The organism is Mucilaginibacter rubeus, from assembly GCF_003286415.2.
In the GTDB taxonomy this organism is placed as follows: domain Bacteria; phylum Bacteroidota; class Bacteroidia; order Sphingobacteriales; family Sphingobacteriaceae; genus Mucilaginibacter; species Mucilaginibacter rubeus_A.
Genome location: NZ_CP043450.1, coordinates 6,458,272 through 6,474,798, shown reverse-complemented (window position 1 = coordinate 6,474,798; position 16,527 = coordinate 6,458,272). Strand labels below are relative to the sequence as shown.

The window sequence follows — 16,527 nt, the reverse complement described above, 5'->3', positions numbered from 1 at the left end:
AAACCCGGATGTGCTACCAACACGCCCGGGCCTAAAGCAATCAAAGCTAATACCCTACGCTTGGGGAAGCATCGTATTAACTGATTAACAAACAAATTTATGATTAATTTTTACAGAAAGTCCGCTCTGGCCGCCGGCCCGTGGCAAAAAACGATCAAAATTATGAAGCTGGTAACCGTTCTGCTCTTAACGGGCATTATGCAAATACACGCTGCCGCTTATTCACAAAACGTTTACAACTTTAGTGTAAACAATGTTTCTGTTAAGCAAATGTTTAAGCAGATTGAAAAAAGCAGTAAATACACTGTTTTTTACAGGCTTGACCAGGTTGACGTTGATAAGAAAATAAATGTGGACGTGCAGGATGCGCCTATTGAAACCGTAATGCAGAAGGTGCTGCAAAAACAGCCTTTAACTTTCCAGGTGGTTGATGATATCATTATCATAAAACCGACCGACGACAAACCGATTGTGACATTGACCGTAACAGGTGTGGTTAAAGACATTAACGGACAACCCTTACCGGGCGTAAGCGTAAAACTCAGGGGCAGTAACCTGGGCACAGTTACTGATGTAAATGGTAAGTATACCCTTACCATGCCCGACGGAAAAGGTACGCTTGAGTTTGGTTTCCTGGGCTTCACTGCGCAAGCCGTGCCGGTAAACGGACAAGCCACCATCAACATAACCTTGCTTGAAGAATCAAAAGCATTAAACGAGGTGGTTGTGGTTGGTTATACCACTCAGAAAAAGAAGGACCTTACCGGCGCCGTTGCCGTAGTTAACGTTAAAGACCTTAACAAACAGGCTTCATCATCAGTTATTAACCAGTTACAGGGCCAGGCATCGGGTGTTACCGTAACCGGTTCGGGCCAGCCGGGTGAAGAGCCACAGATCCACATTCGTGGTTTCAACACCTTCGGCATTAATACACCGCTGTATATTGTTGATGGTGTGGAAACAACCGATGTGAGCACCGTTAACCCTAATGATGTTGAGTCGTTCCAGGTGTTGAAAGATGCAAGCTCCGCTTCAATTTATGGTTCAAGGGCTGCCAATGGTGTTATCATCATCACTACCAAAAAAGGTAAAGGCAAAGTAAATATCCAGTATGATGCTTACTATGGCACGCAAAAACCTAAAGGCGGCAATGTTTGGGATATTTTAAGTCCGAAAGATATGGCGACCCTGAAAATGACCGCTCAGAAAAACTCCGGCATCACCGATTTCCAGGATGATCAGTACAATCCCGACGGAACCGGTTCAACTTATACACTGCCTGATTACATCACGCCGGCAGGTGCAAAAGAAGGCGATCCGGCTGTTGACCCGAAATTGTATTATGTGAACCCAAATTATACATCGCCTAACGACTATAACAGCTTTTACCGCATCACCAAAGCCAATAAAGCCGGTACCGACTGGTATCATGCCCTTTTTAAAAATGCGCCTATCACAAGTCATAACCTGTCTATCAGTGGCAGTACAGATCAGGCCAGCTATTTATTCTCTTTAAATTACTTTAACCAGCAGGGTACTTTGATAGATACCTATCAAAAACGCTACAGCCTGCGTTCAAATACAACCTTCAATTTAACAAAGCATATCCGCGTTGGTGAAAACCTGGCTTATACCATCACCAAAAACCCTAAGGTAAGCACCAACGATCCTGACGGTGTTATCACCATGGCTATTCGTGAGCAACCTATTATTCCGGTTTACGATATAAAAGGCAACTATGCGGGCAGTTACGGTTCTGGCCTGGGCGATGCCAATAACCCGGTTGCCATACAAAACCGTAGCGCTGTTAACGGTGCTATCGACTACAGGATCCTGGGAAATGTTTTTGCCGAAGCAGATATCATCAAGGGCCTTACTTTACGCACCAGTTTTGGTGGCGATATTGCTAACGGGCACGATCATTATTTCTCGTACCCAACCTACGAAAACGTTGAAAACTCGTTAACTAACAGCTACAGCGAAGATTCATACAGCAACTACAATTACCTGTGGACAAATACGCTGACTTACCAGCGCGAATTTGGCAAACATAGTCTCAAAGCGTTGGTAGGTACCGAAGCTGTTTCTTACTACAACTCAAGCCTTGGCGCAAACAGTAAAAACTATTTCTCGTTTGATCCCAACTATGTGAACCTTTCAACAGGTACACCGGGCAGCAATTACAGCAACAAAAGCTCTCACTCGCTTTTCTCTGAGTTTGCTCGTCTTGATTACGCTTATGATGATAAGTATTTGTTCAATGCAACAATCCGCCGGGATGGCGCTTCTGAATTTTCTGAAAGCAATAAATACGGTTATTTTCCGGCGCTTAGTGCAGGCTGGCGTATCTCGCAGGAAAGCTTCCTGAAAAATACCCAATGGATCACCGACTTGAAGATCAGGGGCGGCTGGGGTATTATGGGTAACCAGATCAATATCAATCCGGAAAACGCCTTCACTACATTTAACACCGCTATCGGCCAATCTTACTATCCAATAAACGGCGGACCGGATATTGTTCCTGGTTTCTTCCAGGCCCAGATAGCTAATCCTAACGCCAAATGGGAAAAAGATATCAATACCAACTTTGGCTTTGATGCCACATTATTTGCCGGAAAACTTTCTATCACTGCCGATTATTATCGTAAAGATATCCGCGACTTGTTATTTAACGCGCCCCAGTTAGGAACAGCGGGTAACGGAGCGGTACCGTTCATAAACGTGGGCAAAATGAAAACCGATGGTTTGGACATATCGGTAACAGGTAACTTTAAAGCCAGCAGCGACTTGAGCTTTACTACTACGGGTACATTTACCACTTACAGCAACAAAATTAAAACCGTATCAACCGGTGCCGATTATTTTTATGGTAGCCACTTAGGCAGGTTTGACAACTTTATTAGCCGTAACCAGGTTGGCCACTCATTAGGCGAGTTTTATGGTTACCAGATAGATGGCTTCTGGAATTCACAAGCCGAAATAGATGCAGCTAACGCATCTGCGCAAAAAATTACCGGTAACCCCGATGACGTTTACCAGAATGACGTAAAGGTTGGCCGTTTTAAATACAAAGATGTCAATGGCGACGGGCTCATCACCGATGCCGACCGAACTTTTATCGGTAACCCGAACCCTAAAGTTACTGCAGGCTTAAACCTGAGCGTTAACTATAAAAACTTTGATGCAAGTGTGTTCCTGTATGGTTCATTCGGAAACAAGATCTGGAACAGCGTAAAATACTGGACAGACTTTTACTCATCGTTTGAAACAGCTAAAAGCCATACCGCGCTGTATGATTCGTGGACACCAACCAACCACAATGCTAAAGCGCCTATCCAGGAGCTTGATGCCTCTACCAGCAGCGGCTCAACACCAAACTCATATTTTGTTGAAAACGGCACTTACGTACGTATGCGTAACGCGCAGATTGGCTATTCATTTAACCTGAACAGCCTTAAGAAAATAGGGGTACAAAAACTGAGGATCTATGCTTCGGCAACCAACTTGTTTACCATTACCGGATACAAGGGCGTTGACCCTGAACTTGGTGGCTCTACCAGCACTTTTGGTATTGATGAAGGCAGTTACGGCAGCGCCCGTACATTTTTATTCGGTGTTAACTTTTCATTATAACAGATTATTCAAGAAGGATTACGATGAAAGCATTAAAACATATTACAACGATACTGCTGGGGGCCTTAGCACTTAGCGCATGTAAAAAATCATATTTAGAGAAGCCGCTTACGGGTGCGCTTGAGCCGCAGTTTTTACAAACAGAGGCTGGCGCCAATGAGCTACTGATAGGAGCATACGCTGTTCTTGACGGACAACAGGGCGGTGACGCCGCTGTTGGCGGCGGTGGCGCGTGGGAAGCAGCACCAGATAACTGGATCTATGGCGGCGTAGCAGGTGGCGATGCATCTAAAGGAAGTGTAGCCGGTGACCAAACTCCGATTGAGCCCATCATGAAATACAACTCGGATGGTAGCAATGGCTTTTTTGATAGTAAATGGCGTGCCGATTATGAAGGTGTTTCGCGCTGCAATAACACCATCAAATCAATCATGAGCGTTCCTAAAATATCTGATGCCAATAAAGCTAACCTGCTTGCACAAACCCGTTTTTTAAGGGCGCATTATTATTTCGACCTGAAAAAAATGTTCAACAATGTGCCTTACCTTGATGAAACCACTACTGATATCAACCAGCCAAATTCAGGCGTTGATATCTGGGCCAAGATTGAGGATGATTTTAAATTTGCCTACGCCAACCTGCCAACTACACAGCCAGACGCTGGCCGTGCCAACAAGTGGGCAGCAGGTGCTTACTTGGCCAAAACATATCTTTTTGAGCACAAGTACACCGATGCCAAGCCAATTTTTGACGCGGTGATAGCTCAGGGGGTAACTGCCAAAGGGCAAAAATATGCCCTTAACGCTAAGTTTAATGATAACTTCCGTACGGCTACCAACAACAGCGCTGAATCTGTATTTGCGGTGCAGGCTGCTGCCAATGCCGATCCTAACGGACCATCACAAGCTAATAACGGCGATATGCTGAACTTCCCTTATGGCAACAGCAGTCCGTTCAGCTGCTGTGGTTTCTACCAGCCATCTGTTGATTTGGCAAACCACTTCCGTACTAATCCAACAACCGGCTTGCCTTACCTTGATGATTACAACAGCCATGCCATCAAAACCGATATGAACTTATCGTCGTCAAAAGATTTTACCCCTGATGACGGCACCATCGATCCGCGCTTAGACTGGACTGCCGGTCGCCGTGGTATTCCATATCTTGACTGGGGCTTACACCCGGGTGCGGACTGGATCCGCGACCAGGATTACGGCGGCCCGTACTCGCCGCTTAAAAACGTTTATGGCCAGGCCGAGCAGGAAACCAATGGTGATAATACTTCATGGGCCCCCGGTTCGGGCATCAACTACAACCTGATCCGTTATGCAGATGTACTGCTGATGGCTGCCGAAGTTGAGGTGCAGGTTGGTAGCCTGGATAAAGCAGAAAGCTATGTAAACATGGTACGTAACCGCGCCGCAAATCCGGAAGGCTTTGTACACAAATATGCAGATGACGGAAATCCAACCGGCGGCTTTACTGATGAGCCTGCTGCTAACTATAAAGTAAGCCCATATCCGGGAGGCGCCTTCGCCAGTAAGGATTTCGCTTTAAAGGCAATATACTTTGAGCGTAAAATTGAGCTGGCGATGGAAGGTCACCGCTTTTTCGACCTGGTACGCTGGGGAATTGCCGATACCGAGCTTAACGCTTATATCAGCTTTCAAAGCACCATTACCAATGATGTTAAGGGCGGTAAATTCCTGAAAGGTAAAAACGAATATTATCCTATACCTCAAAAAGAAATTGACCTGAGTGTAAAAGGTGGTTCGCCGGTATTGAAACAAAACCCGGGTTACCATTAATTAAATACCTCGCTATAAATAAACTTACCGGGCTATATGTTTCCCGGTAAGTTTATTATCTTGCCTTAACACCCCTGCTTTTGATAAGCTGATTATAAACTTTTTTAAACCCATTTATGGACAAATCATCATCGCGGTTTTTATCGCTGGATGTGTTTCGTGGCATGACTTTATGCTTCATGATCATTGTAAATACGCCCGGCAGTGGGGCAGCCCCTTTTTCGCCGCTTGAACATGCCGCATGGCATGGTTTCACCCCAACCGATCTTGTATTCCCTTCATTCCTGTTTGCTGTAGGCAATGCCATGAGTTTTTCAATGAAACGTTACCAGGAAATGGGTAACGCGGCAGTACTAAGCAAGATCTTCAGGCGTACGCTGCTCATATTTTTAATAGGTTACCTGATGTATTGGTTCCCTTTCTTTTCAACAAACGGAGGCTTTCATTTAAAACCTATTGCACATACCCGCATCATGGGCGTTTTACAACGCATCGCGTTATGTTACTGCTTTGCCTCGCTCATGATACATTTCCTGTCTAAACAAACGGTTTTTATTTTATCGGGACTGTTCTTAGTGATCTATTGGATCATTCTGCTCGTATACGGCAACCCGGCCGATCCGCTGAGCATGACCGGCAATGCAGGCATTTATCTCGACAAATTTTTATTCGGCCCTAATCATTTGTATCATGGCGAAGGCATTCCTTTTGATCCGGAAGGCGTATTGAGCACTTTACCTGCCATTGTCAACGTAGTGATTGGCTATTATGCCGGAAAATTCATCCAGCAAAAAGGGAAGGGCTATGACACCACTACCAAATTGCTGTTAACCGGCTGTCTGTTTATCTTTTTGGCCTTGTGCTGGAACATGGTTTTCCCAATCAACAAAAAACTGTGGACAAGCTCATTCGTACTGGTTACAACCGGTCTTGATCTTGTAATCCTATCGGCGCTGATCTACACCCTGGAGATCAACAATTGGAACAAAGGCAACTGGGCTAAATTTTTTACCACCATGGGTAAGAATCCGCTGCCAATCTATGTGCTTTCCGAAATATTACTGATCCCGGTAAGCATGATCATGATAGGCGGCACAAATGCCGTAGACTGGATAAACACGGCTTTTTACCAGGCCATAGCGCCCGGGCCAATAGGCTCATTGCTGTTTGCCATCAGCTTTATGCTGATCTGTTGGCTGGTTGCTTATATACTTGACAAGCGGAATGTTTATATCAGAGTGTAATGCGGAATGTCGAATTTCGAATATTCGATTTCGGATTTTTTTATCCTCCAGCGGCCGTGTCCTCACGGCCGCATGCTGGTGTTTTTGTCTGAACCCGAATTTTAAAGAATCAAGTAATTACCCAAATGCCCTGCAAATTCAAAAAATCCCAACAATCCCTTAAAATTCGGATTCAGACAATATCCTGCCTATCTTTAAATCATAAAAATCATGGTTTATAAATTACTTCTTAATATTATTTAAAAAGTTTAATTTGCGTACATCCAATTAAATAACAATTCTTTATGAAGAAATTATCCTTATTGCTTTGCGGCTGTATGGCGCACCTGCTTTCTGTAGCCCAAACAACCAAGCCTGCTCTCGCGCTTATCCCGCAGCCGGTAAAAGTAACCCAAACAACCGGCGAATTTGTATTGCCAAAAACCGTTGTTGTGGAGGCAAGTTCATCTGCCGATGTAGCCAATGTTACTGCCTATCTTAAACGCAAACTATCTACTGCTACAGGCGTATTCGTCACTGTAAAAAGCACCGCGCCAACGGCACCAATCAGGTTGGTTTTAAATAAAACAGCTGATACTCTCATTAAAACTGAAGGTTATAAACTATCGGTAACACCTAAAAAAGTAGTGATCCGCGCTAATGATGCTGCGGGTTTATTTTATGGTGTACAAACATTTTTCCAGTTGCTGCCTAAAGAAGTTGAAGGCTTAGAAGTAGCCAAAGGTGTAAAATGGGCTGCACCGGCAGTCGAAATTACCGACTACCCAAGGTTTGGATGGAGAGGTTTGATGTTTGACGTATCACGTCACTTTTTCACCAAAGCCGAGGTTAAGCAATACATCGACGCTATGGTTAAATACAAATTTAACCTACTGCATTTGCACTTAACTGATGATGAAGGCTGGCGTGTGGAAATCAAGAGCCTGCCAAGATTAACCGAGGTGGGATCGCACAATGTTAAAAAAGTAGGCCAGTTTGGTACGTTTACGCCACCAACCGCTGATGAGCCACGCACTTACGGTGGTTTTTATACCCAGGAAGATATCAAAGAACTGGTACAATACGCCAAAGACAGGTTTGTAAATATCCTGCCCGAAATTGATGTGCCGGGCCATAGCCTTGCCGCGGTGGTAGCTTATCCCGAACTTTCATGCACACCCGGCGCCGATAAATATGTAGTGAACTCGGGCGAGCCTTTCATGGATTGGAGCGGGCCGCATAACCGCGCTATTGTTGATAATACCCTTTGCCCGGCTAACGAAGCTGTTTATACCTTCATGGATAAAGTAATTACCGAAGTTGCTCAACTGTTCCCATTTGGCTATATCCATTTAGGCGGCGATGAGTGCGCTAAGAATTTCTGGGAGCAAAGCGATGCCATAAAGGGATTAATGGCTAAAGAAAACCTGAAAACCATGAGTGAGGTACAGGCTTATTTTGAAAAACGATTGGAAAAAATTGTTGAGTCAAAAGGCAAAAAATTTATGGGTTGGGATGAGATCATTGAAGGCGGTTTGGGCCCTAACGCGGCTGTAATGAGCTGGCGAGGCATTCAGGGTGGCATTACCGCTGCCAAGGCCGGTCACGAGGTTGTCATGAGCCCTACAACCTTCGCTTACCTTGACTATATGCAAAGCGACCGTGTGAATGAAACTAAAATTTATGCTTCTCTTCGTTTAAACAAAACCTACTCATGGGAGCCGGTTCCAGATAGTGTTGATGCTCACCTGATCAAAGGCGGACAGGCTAACTTATGGACAGAACAGGTATATAACATTCGCCAGGCCGAATATATGACCTGGCCACGTGGTATGGCCATTGCTGAGGATGTATGGTCGCCAAAGGGAACTAAAAACTGGGACGGATTTTTCAGCAGGGTAGAGAAACACTTCCCCCGCTTTGACGAAGCCGAGACTAAGATAGCACCAAGCGTATATGACCCGGGATTTGATGCTACGTTAAACGCGGACAGCACACTGAAAATCACTCTGACTAACGAAGTGAACGGGCTGGACACCTATTACAGCTTTGATAACTCGTTCCCCGACAGGTTTTACCCGAAATACACAGCGCCTATAGATGCCCCTAAGGATGCTACTACGTTAAGGGTGATCACCTATCGCGGTAAAAAATCAATCGGCCGTATGGTTACCATGCCATTAGCCGAGCTTAAAAGCAGGATCAAGAAATAAGATAATTATTAGTTAACCAAAGCCCTCCGGATTAAATTTCGGAGGGCTTTTTATTTCCCATAATTTAGAGGAGATACTTCAATCGCCTTAAAGATATTCCCTCCGCAGTTTTATAATTACGAGTCACCATCCTCCCGCCGAAGCTGCTGTGCACTTCTATCTTTTTTATCATCAAAGTGTTAAAAAATGTAAAAATCAGTCAATTACGTTAATCAAAAAGGCTTTTTCATCTCAATTTCATAAAGCGCCGCTACTTTAGTTTTTGTAAAGGAGTGATGTAGCGTAATTGATTTACTCTGCGTAAGGTAATTACAATACATTGTGTGTTCATTTTTAGATACTTAAAACTAATTTTATGCTGGCTATAAAAACTTTAACCGATAATTTAACAGTCTACAAACGTGAAGTACGTTTAATGGGCGATAAATTTGAGATTAGTGTGGTGGGTAACAACCCATTACTGGCCGATGAGCAAATTGACATTGCCATTGATGAGATTAACAGGGTTGAAAAACTGCTTTCGGCTTTTAGCGATGACAGCAGCATCAACCAGATAAACCGTAATGCAGGTATTGCCCCGGTTAAAGCCGACGGCGAAACCTTCAGGCTTATTGACCGGGCATTACAAATATCAGAACTTACTTACGGGGCTTTTGATATCACCTACCTGGCTGATAACGCGGTTAACGATGACGCCGCTGAATCAGCGTTGGTAAAAACAGCTAAACGTACACTGGCCCTTGCCAGCTACAAAAACATAGCGCTTGACGCTGCAAACCAAACCGTATTTCTGAGAGAAAAAGGAATGCGCATAGGTTTTGGCGCCAACGGTAAAGGATATGCTGCCGACAGGGCCAAATATGTATTGCAAATGAATGGCGTAAGCAGCGGCGTAATTAACTTTGGCGGCGACCTGCTTGCATGGGGCTTACAGCCCAACCTGCAGCCATGGACTGTGGCCGATGCCGATAGCACCCAGCAAAACCAGCCATTTGCCGATCTGGAGATCAGCAATCTTGCTTTTGCCACCTCGGTTAATGCCGAAAAATATGCAAGCATTAGCACAAAAAAATTCACCAGCGTATTTAACCCTAAAAAAGGTTTTCCGGTTAGCGGCATCACCAGCGTAAGCATTTTAAGCCCTACTGCCGAATTTGCTGACGCTTTGGCAACTCCAATACTCTCCATTGGTGTTAACGCGGGCCTGTACATGATCAATCAGCTTAACCAGGTTGCCTGTGTTATTATTGATGATCAAAACAGGGTTTATCCGTCAAAAGATATAGTTCTTTAATTTTTAGCAATTAAAGTTAATTCATAAACCTTTCATCATAATTTGTGAACCGTATTATTCAATTGCATCGGCATTTTTACAAGTGCCCCTGCAATTGAATTGTTATTATTGTACCTTTCTCATTTTGGTGTAAACATTTAATTTGACCGTTATTTGAGCCTTATTTTTACCTTTTCCTCTCCTCAATGATAAAGTGGTTTGCGTATATTGTCCTGTTTTTGATATTTGCAACACGTATATCATCTGCCAATGCCCTTACAAAAAACATTGATGTGCATGCCTGTACCGGTAACAACAAGCTGGTAATGTTGTCGTATACGCTATTAAAGACCGATACAACCAAAACAAAAAAGCAACAGGAGGAAGAAAAGAAAAAAATCAAAGAGATAGCCAAAGCAAAGCGGCAGGTTAAGCCGGCAACCGTTGATGACGACCAGGTGCCGCCTAAGCCCAAACCAAAAAGGCAGCGCCGGCCCGAAGGCATGGAGCGCCCGCCCGAAATACCGAGAAGGAATGGTAATTAAACAGGTTAAACAGTTAAATATATTGATGAAATACCTTTGCTTACTTTTATTTATAGCTGCAAGCAGTTCCGTATTTGCCGCGGATGCTGATTTGCACCTTTTTGCCGGTAAGCATTCTTTAGTAGCCGACTCAGATACCATTATCCGCAAACGCTCTGTTTCGGCAGGGGTGAGTTATGGCAGCGATGTGCTGTTTTTTGGCCGGACCGGGCCTGTGAAGTACCCTTTTGTAACAGCTGATTTGATCTATAATACTAAATCGGGCATATTTTTATATAGTTCGGCTTTCAAGGTTTTGGGCTATGCCCCTGTTGATGAAGTTGATGTGGGCGGCGGCTATTTTTATAAATTTTCAAAGGCTTTTTCAGGATCAGCAAGTTATACCCGGTTCTTTTTTGCCCGGGATGCGGCGCAGGTTATTAAATCGGCCTCATCAAACGATATCAATTTCAAAAACTCATACGATTGGAAATATCTGAAAACGAGCGCGGTAGTTGATTACCTTTTCGGTAAATCGAACGATATTTTCCTGACGGTTAGTAACTCCAAATACTGGGAAAGCAGCTGGAGCATTTTTGATGACCAGGATTTCCTGTCATTTAATCCATCGTTCAATTTTATCCTGGGTACACAAAACTTTGTGCAGCGTTATTCGCTCGATCATCATTTCAGGGACGAAGCTGCCAATATATCTATCGAGTATGATCCGCGTTACGCCAGCCGCAACCGCCGGTTCAATATGCTTAATTATAGCTTCAAAATCCCGGTGGCTTATAACCGGCCACATTACACGTTTGAATTTTCATATAAATACTCTATCCCCGTTAACGTAGAAGGAGTATTGCTCAATCGCCGGGAGTCGTTTTATAACTTAACTTTTTATTACGTTTTTTATTAACCATAATTCATGAATGTTTTAGTAATAGAAGACGAAGAAGCACTTGCCCACGAACTGAAGATCTTTCTTTCAAATTATAACTACATCTGCGAGGTTTGTTTTGATGGCACTTCGGCATCCGAAAAGATCGCTACCAACCTGTACGATTTTATATTGATCGACCTCGGTTTACCCGATTATGATGGTCTTGACCTGCTCCGCGAATCAAAAAAAACCAACTCGGAAGCAGCCTGCATCATATTAACTGCCCGTGCCGAAATCAACGACCGCATTAAAGGCCTTGACCTTGGTGCCGACGATTATCTGCCTAAGCCCTTCTCGCTGCTTGAGCTACAAAGCCGCATGCAGGCCATCATTAGGCGTAAATTCGGGGTTAAAAACAACATTGTTGAACTGGGTGGTTTCCTGATTGACCTTACCGCACGTACTATATCTTACTACAACAGCGTTGTTAATACCATCACCAAAAAGGAGTTCGACCTGATAGCTTATCTCATTTTACATAAAAACCGTACGCTTACCCGTATGCAATTGAGCGAGCACATCTGGGGCAGCGTGGTGAATAACGACTACGACAGCAATTACATCGACGCGCATATAAAAAACATCCGCAAAAAATTAAATGCTTATGCCCCGCCCGATTGGCTGGAAACGGTACGAGGTTTGGGCTATAAAATAAAGATCAACGCCTGAGTATTTGAAATTAGGAACAAAACTTACGCTTTTTAACGCCATCTCCAAGCTGGTTATCGTGATACTGTTTGTATTGCTTGTTCCTGTATTGATCAAAAACATCAGTCGAAATTATGTTGACAGCAAGCTCATCAAGCAAAAGAATAAGCTGCTGCAAATTGTAAAAAGCAAAGGCATTGAAACCTATATCGAAAACGGGGAAGCTTATGGCAGCTACCTGCCGCTAAAGGACGAATACATTAGTTTAGATGAGGTTGACCCTGATTATTTCCTGGATACTATAAAAAGAGGCAAGCGCCTTTTTAGTGAGGGCGATACCTTAGAGTATCGCATACTAAGCCACACCTTTAAAGTTAAAAACAAAAATTACCTGCTGGAGATAGGCAAAAGCGTGGACACCCTGGACGAAACCAGCGTGCCGCTGCAAAATATAGCCTTCCAGGTATTGCTGGGGATGATCCTGCTTACTGTACTGGCCGACCAGGTATATTCAACCTATGTACTTAAACCATTACGGCTTATTATCAAAACCAAGCTTGTAGGCCAAAAGTTCCCTAATTTTCATACCTATCGGCAGGTTCGCACCACCACATCCGACTTTCAGCATCTGGATATCAGTATCCACAACATGATTGAAACCATTGCCGATAAGTTTCATAAAGAGCGCGAATTTATCTCCAATGCTTCACATGAGCTCATGACGCCGATCTCAATCCTCCAGTCAAAAATTGAGAATATGTTTGAGGAGGAGGATATTAATGATGAGCTTAAAGTCCGGCTGCTGGAAATGCAAAAAATCCTGAACCGGCTAAAAAGCATCACCAAAACATTGCTGCTCATTTCCCAGATAGAAAACGAACAATTTTTAAAGGAAGACAGGGTTTCGGTATCCGAACTATTGCAGGAGGTTTACGACGAAATTTCGATCCGCCTGCAGGATAAAAATATAGAGTACGAAATGTCCATGCCCGAAAACTGGCATTTTGTCAATATCAATAAGTTTTTGCTCTTTAACCTGTTCTTCAACCTTATTAACAACGCCATTAAATATAATAATGAGGGTGGCAGTATCAGGGTAACCGGCGTAGCGGTGAATCATAAATACATGATCAGCATAACCGATACCGGGATAGGCATTGATGAAGACGCAATCCCGCTGATCTTTAACCGCTTCAAAAAATTCAGGCAATCGCTGCAGCAGGATAGCTTTGGACTGGGATTGCCTATTGTAAAATCAATCGCCGCCTTTCATGATATTGAAATTGATGTAACGTCTGAAAAAGATAAGGGAAGCACCTTCAAATTGATATTCCCAGCTACGCTGATTGTGGTAAGCTGAGGTGTGAAATTAGCTGTCAAATTGTACTGTATCAAAAATTTTACTACCGCTTTGTACTAAAAATCGGGCAGTAGCTAAAAAATCCTCAATTCAGCATTCTTTACTCCGTTGAAATTAACTTTACTAATCATTAAAAAAATGTTGCTCTGATTGATGGGGAACATTCTTTTAAAGAATGTGCTTATTAAAACTGCCATCGCCCTTTTTTGGCATCTGCTTTGTAAAATGCACGGTATACATAATTATATACAAGTACAATGAGAACGCTTAAATTAAAAGTAGCCACCCTTGGCATAGCATTAGCAACAGCAGGCATATTAGGCTCAGGATGTAATTCACTTACAAAAACACAAAAAGGAGCTGCCATTGGCGCAGGTGCCGGAGGTACAGTGGGTGCATTTATTGGTAAAGCCGCAGGTAATACTGCTTTGGGCGCTATCATTGGTGGTGCTGTTGGTGGTACCGCGGGCGCTTTTATTGGCCGTAATATGGACAGGCAGGCTGCCGAAATTAAACAAACGGTACCTGGCGCAACAGTAACCCGCGAGGGAGAGGGTATTTTGGTGAAATTTGATTCGGGTATTTTGTTTGATACCAATAAATCAGATCTGAAACCTGATGCGCAAACAAACCTGCAAAACCTTGCAGCTTCATTGCAAAAAAATCCGGAAACTAATATTAGCATCATCGGACATACCGATAATACCGGCCCCGATAGTTTCAATCAAACGCTTTCAGTAAAAAGAGCCGATGCTGTAAAATCATATTTAGCTGCAGGTAATGTGGCTTTATCACGCATGACAGTTACCGGAAAAGGCTCAAGCGAGCCAATTGCTGATAATACTACTGCGGATGGCCGCACAAAAAACCGCAGGGTTGAAATAACCATTACAGCTAATGATAAAATGAAGGAGCAGGCTAAGCAGGCTCAATAATTAAAGAAGATAATAAGATCAGTTAATAGTTTAATGAGGAAGTCCCCGGCGCAAGGCCGGGGCTTTTTTGTATATGCAAAAATCACTATTTGCACATTTGTTAAACTATCTGTTACCCAAACTGATAAAAACATTTTGTAATCAACAAGTTAATCGCCTATTTTTGCGATATGGTAAAAAGATCAGGAGCAATATTACTCACTATGCTGTACACAGTTACAGTGTTGGGCTTTGCTCTTAATTTCCATATCTGCGGCGACTATGTAGCATCGGTAAAAATTGATGCCCCGGCTGTTAATTGTAAAATGGACAAGCAGGGCGGCAAAATGAAATGCTGCAAAGACAAGCAGGTTGAAGTAAAGGTGAAGGACGCCCACCAGGGTGAAAGTACTTCATTTTTGGCAAAAATATTCGGGTTTGAACTGCCAAGCTGGTCGTTTGATAGCTTGTTCCCGGCATTGCCAACTTCTTCTTCCGACAAATTTTATCACCGCGGCCCGCCAGATCCTCCAGTGCAGGGCATTGCCTCATTTATCCGCAACTGTATCTTCCGTATTTGATCTGTTAATTGTTAACCCGATAAACCTTATCTTCAGTTTATTATCCAACAATTAATTATACGATCAACATGAAATCTTTAAAAATATTCATCCTTATATTTTCGCTTTCTGTAACCGCAGCAAAAGCTCAATTCACCAAAGCCGAACTACAGGTTAGCGGCCTTACCTGCGCCCTTTGCGCCAAATCAACAGAGAAAGCATTACGGGCATTGCCTTTTGTTGGTGATATCAAAACCGACCTGATCCGCAATACTTACCTCATTACCTTTAAAAATGATGTGCCCGTAAACTTTGAGCAGATCAGCAAAAAGGTTCAGGGTTCCGGATTTTCGGTTAACAGTTTAAAAGCCACTTTTAACTTCGCTAACACCAAGGTTGCCGAAAACACTTTCAACTATGGAGGCGATACCTACCGCCTGCTTAACGCTGCCGACAAATCATTTACCGGCGATGTAAACTTTACTGTAGTTGATAATGGCTTCGCTCCAAAATCAGTATCCAAAAAATATCTTGGCCAGGTTACCGATGCTGCCCCTGCAAGCGGTCGCGTTTATCATTTAGCTATATAAACTCTTCAGTTAACATCATTTTTTATGAAGAGGATAATATTGGCTATTTGCCTTATGGCAATGGCTTGCCCGCTATTTGCGCAGGAGCTGTATGTAAATACAGAGCCTGCCAGCAATATGGCAACCAGTTCGTTAGGCATTCGTGTTGAAAACCAGGGATATTTTTCGCCAACTTATAAAAACCGGAGCACAATTGAAGCCATGTACGGCGTTAGCCGCCACCTGATGGTTCACGGCTCAGTTTACATGTCTGATTATTACAGCAACAACCAGCATTTTGAAGGAGGCAGCGTGTACGCCAAGTACCGGTTTCTATCTATCGATACCGTTCAACGCCATTTCAGGGGAGCGTTTTTTGCCAAACTATCAAGCATCAACAATCCAATAGTTAACCGGGAAATTACTTTAGAGGGCGATAATAGCGGCGCGCAGGGTGGTGTAGTTTTCACGCAGCTGCTGCATAAACTGGCCCTTTCCGGGTCGGCAAGCTATTTGCGGGCTTTTAACAATAGTGGAAACTATGAGGTGCCAGTAGATAGGGTGCGTGATGCCGTGGCCTATACGCTATCGGGAGGGTATCTGCTACTGCCGCGAAATTACCGGGATTACAAGCAGGTAAACTTAAACCTGTATTGTGAGTTGCTTGGTAAAACTAACCCGGGGCATGGTGAAAGCTATCTGGATGTTGCCCCGGCCCTGCAGCTGATCTTCAACAGTGCCTGCCGCGTGGATTTCTCGTACCGTACGCCTATCTACAATGATATGCAGCGGAACACCAAAAACATGTACCTCATCAGACTGGAGTACAACTTTTTTAATCTGTAACCCCTACAACAAC

The 16,527-nt window shown here is 43.6% G+C and carries 13 protein-coding genes; all 13 read left to right on the top strand.

The genetic code is table 11. The annotated features are described in order from the left end of the window. Positions 1–162: 162 nt before the first annotated feature. The 13 genes from DEO27_RS26105 to DEO27_RS26045 all read left to right on the top strand — a co-directional run bounded on the left by DEO27_RS26105 (position 163) and on the right by DEO27_RS26045 (position 16,514). Positions 163–3,633: a TonB-dependent receptor gene (locus tag DEO27_RS26105; RefSeq protein ID WP_223818056.1), complete on the top strand. Its 3,471-nt coding sequence runs from the start codon at positions 163–165 to the stop codon at positions 3,631–3,633. A 23-nt stretch (positions 3,634–3,656) separates the two neighbouring features. Further along, entirely contained in the window at positions 3,657–5,441 is a 1,785-nt protein-coding gene (locus DEO27_RS26100) for a RagB/SusD family nutrient uptake outer membrane protein (RefSeq protein ID WP_112574667.1), read from the top strand. A gap of 116 nt (positions 5,442–5,557) precedes the next feature. Next, complete coding sequence (locus DEO27_RS26095) at positions 5,558–6,685, top strand: acyltransferase family protein (RefSeq protein ID WP_112574668.1); 1,128 nt, start codon at positions 5,558–5,560, stop codon at positions 6,683–6,685. A 284-nt stretch (positions 6,686–6,969) separates the two neighbouring features. Continuing rightward, entirely contained in the window at positions 6,970–8,877 is a 1,908-nt protein-coding gene (locus DEO27_RS26090; RefSeq protein WP_112574669.1) for a beta-N-acetylhexosaminidase, read from the top strand. A gap of 355 nt (positions 8,878–9,232) precedes the next feature. Continuing rightward, a complete protein-coding gene (locus tag DEO27_RS26085) occupies positions 9,233–10,171 on the top strand; it encodes an FAD:protein FMN transferase (RefSeq protein WP_112574670.1) in 939 nt (312 codons plus the stop codon). Positions 10,172–10,356: 185 nt separating this feature from the next. Continuing rightward, positions 10,357–10,695, top strand: a complete 339-nt coding sequence (locus tag DEO27_RS26080; RefSeq protein ID WP_112574671.1) for a hypothetical protein — start codon at positions 10,357–10,359, stop codon at positions 10,693–10,695. A gap of 25 nt (positions 10,696–10,720) precedes the next feature. Further along, complete coding sequence (locus DEO27_RS26075) at positions 10,721–11,593, top strand: hypothetical protein (protein ID WP_149301885.1); 873 nt, start codon at positions 10,721–10,723, stop codon at positions 11,591–11,593. A 9-nt stretch (positions 11,594–11,602) separates the two neighbouring features. After that, positions 11,603–12,286 carry a response regulator transcription factor gene (locus DEO27_RS26070; protein WP_112574673.1) on the top strand — a complete coding sequence of 228 codons (684 nt, stop codon included), beginning with the start codon at positions 11,603–11,605 and terminating at the stop codon, positions 12,284–12,286. Positions 12,287–12,290: 4 nt separating this feature from the next. Further along, positions 12,291–13,625: a sensor histidine kinase gene (locus tag DEO27_RS26065; RefSeq protein ID WP_112574674.1), complete on the top strand. Its 1,335-nt coding sequence runs from the start codon at positions 12,291–12,293 to the stop codon at positions 13,623–13,625. 257 nt (positions 13,626–13,882) lie between these two features. After that, positions 13,883–14,560, top strand: coding sequence for an OmpA family protein (locus DEO27_RS26060; RefSeq protein ID WP_112574675.1), 678 nt, complete (start codon positions 13,883–13,885; stop codon positions 14,558–14,560). Between the two features lie 170 nt (positions 14,561–14,730). Then, complete coding sequence (locus DEO27_RS26055; RefSeq protein WP_112574676.1) at positions 14,731–15,120, top strand: HYC_CC_PP family protein; 390 nt, start codon at positions 14,731–14,733, stop codon at positions 15,118–15,120. Between the two features lie 68 nt (positions 15,121–15,188). Beyond that, positions 15,189–15,689: a heavy-metal-associated domain-containing protein gene (locus tag DEO27_RS26050; RefSeq protein ID WP_112574677.1), complete on the top strand. Its 501-nt coding sequence runs from the start codon at positions 15,189–15,191 to the stop codon at positions 15,687–15,689. A 24-nt stretch (positions 15,690–15,713) separates the two neighbouring features. Next, on the top strand, positions 15,714–16,514 hold the full coding sequence (locus DEO27_RS26045; protein ID WP_146750104.1) for a hypothetical protein: 801 nt from the start codon (positions 15,714–15,716) through the stop codon (positions 16,512–16,514). The last annotated feature ends 13 nt before the right edge of the window (positions 16,515–16,527 follow it).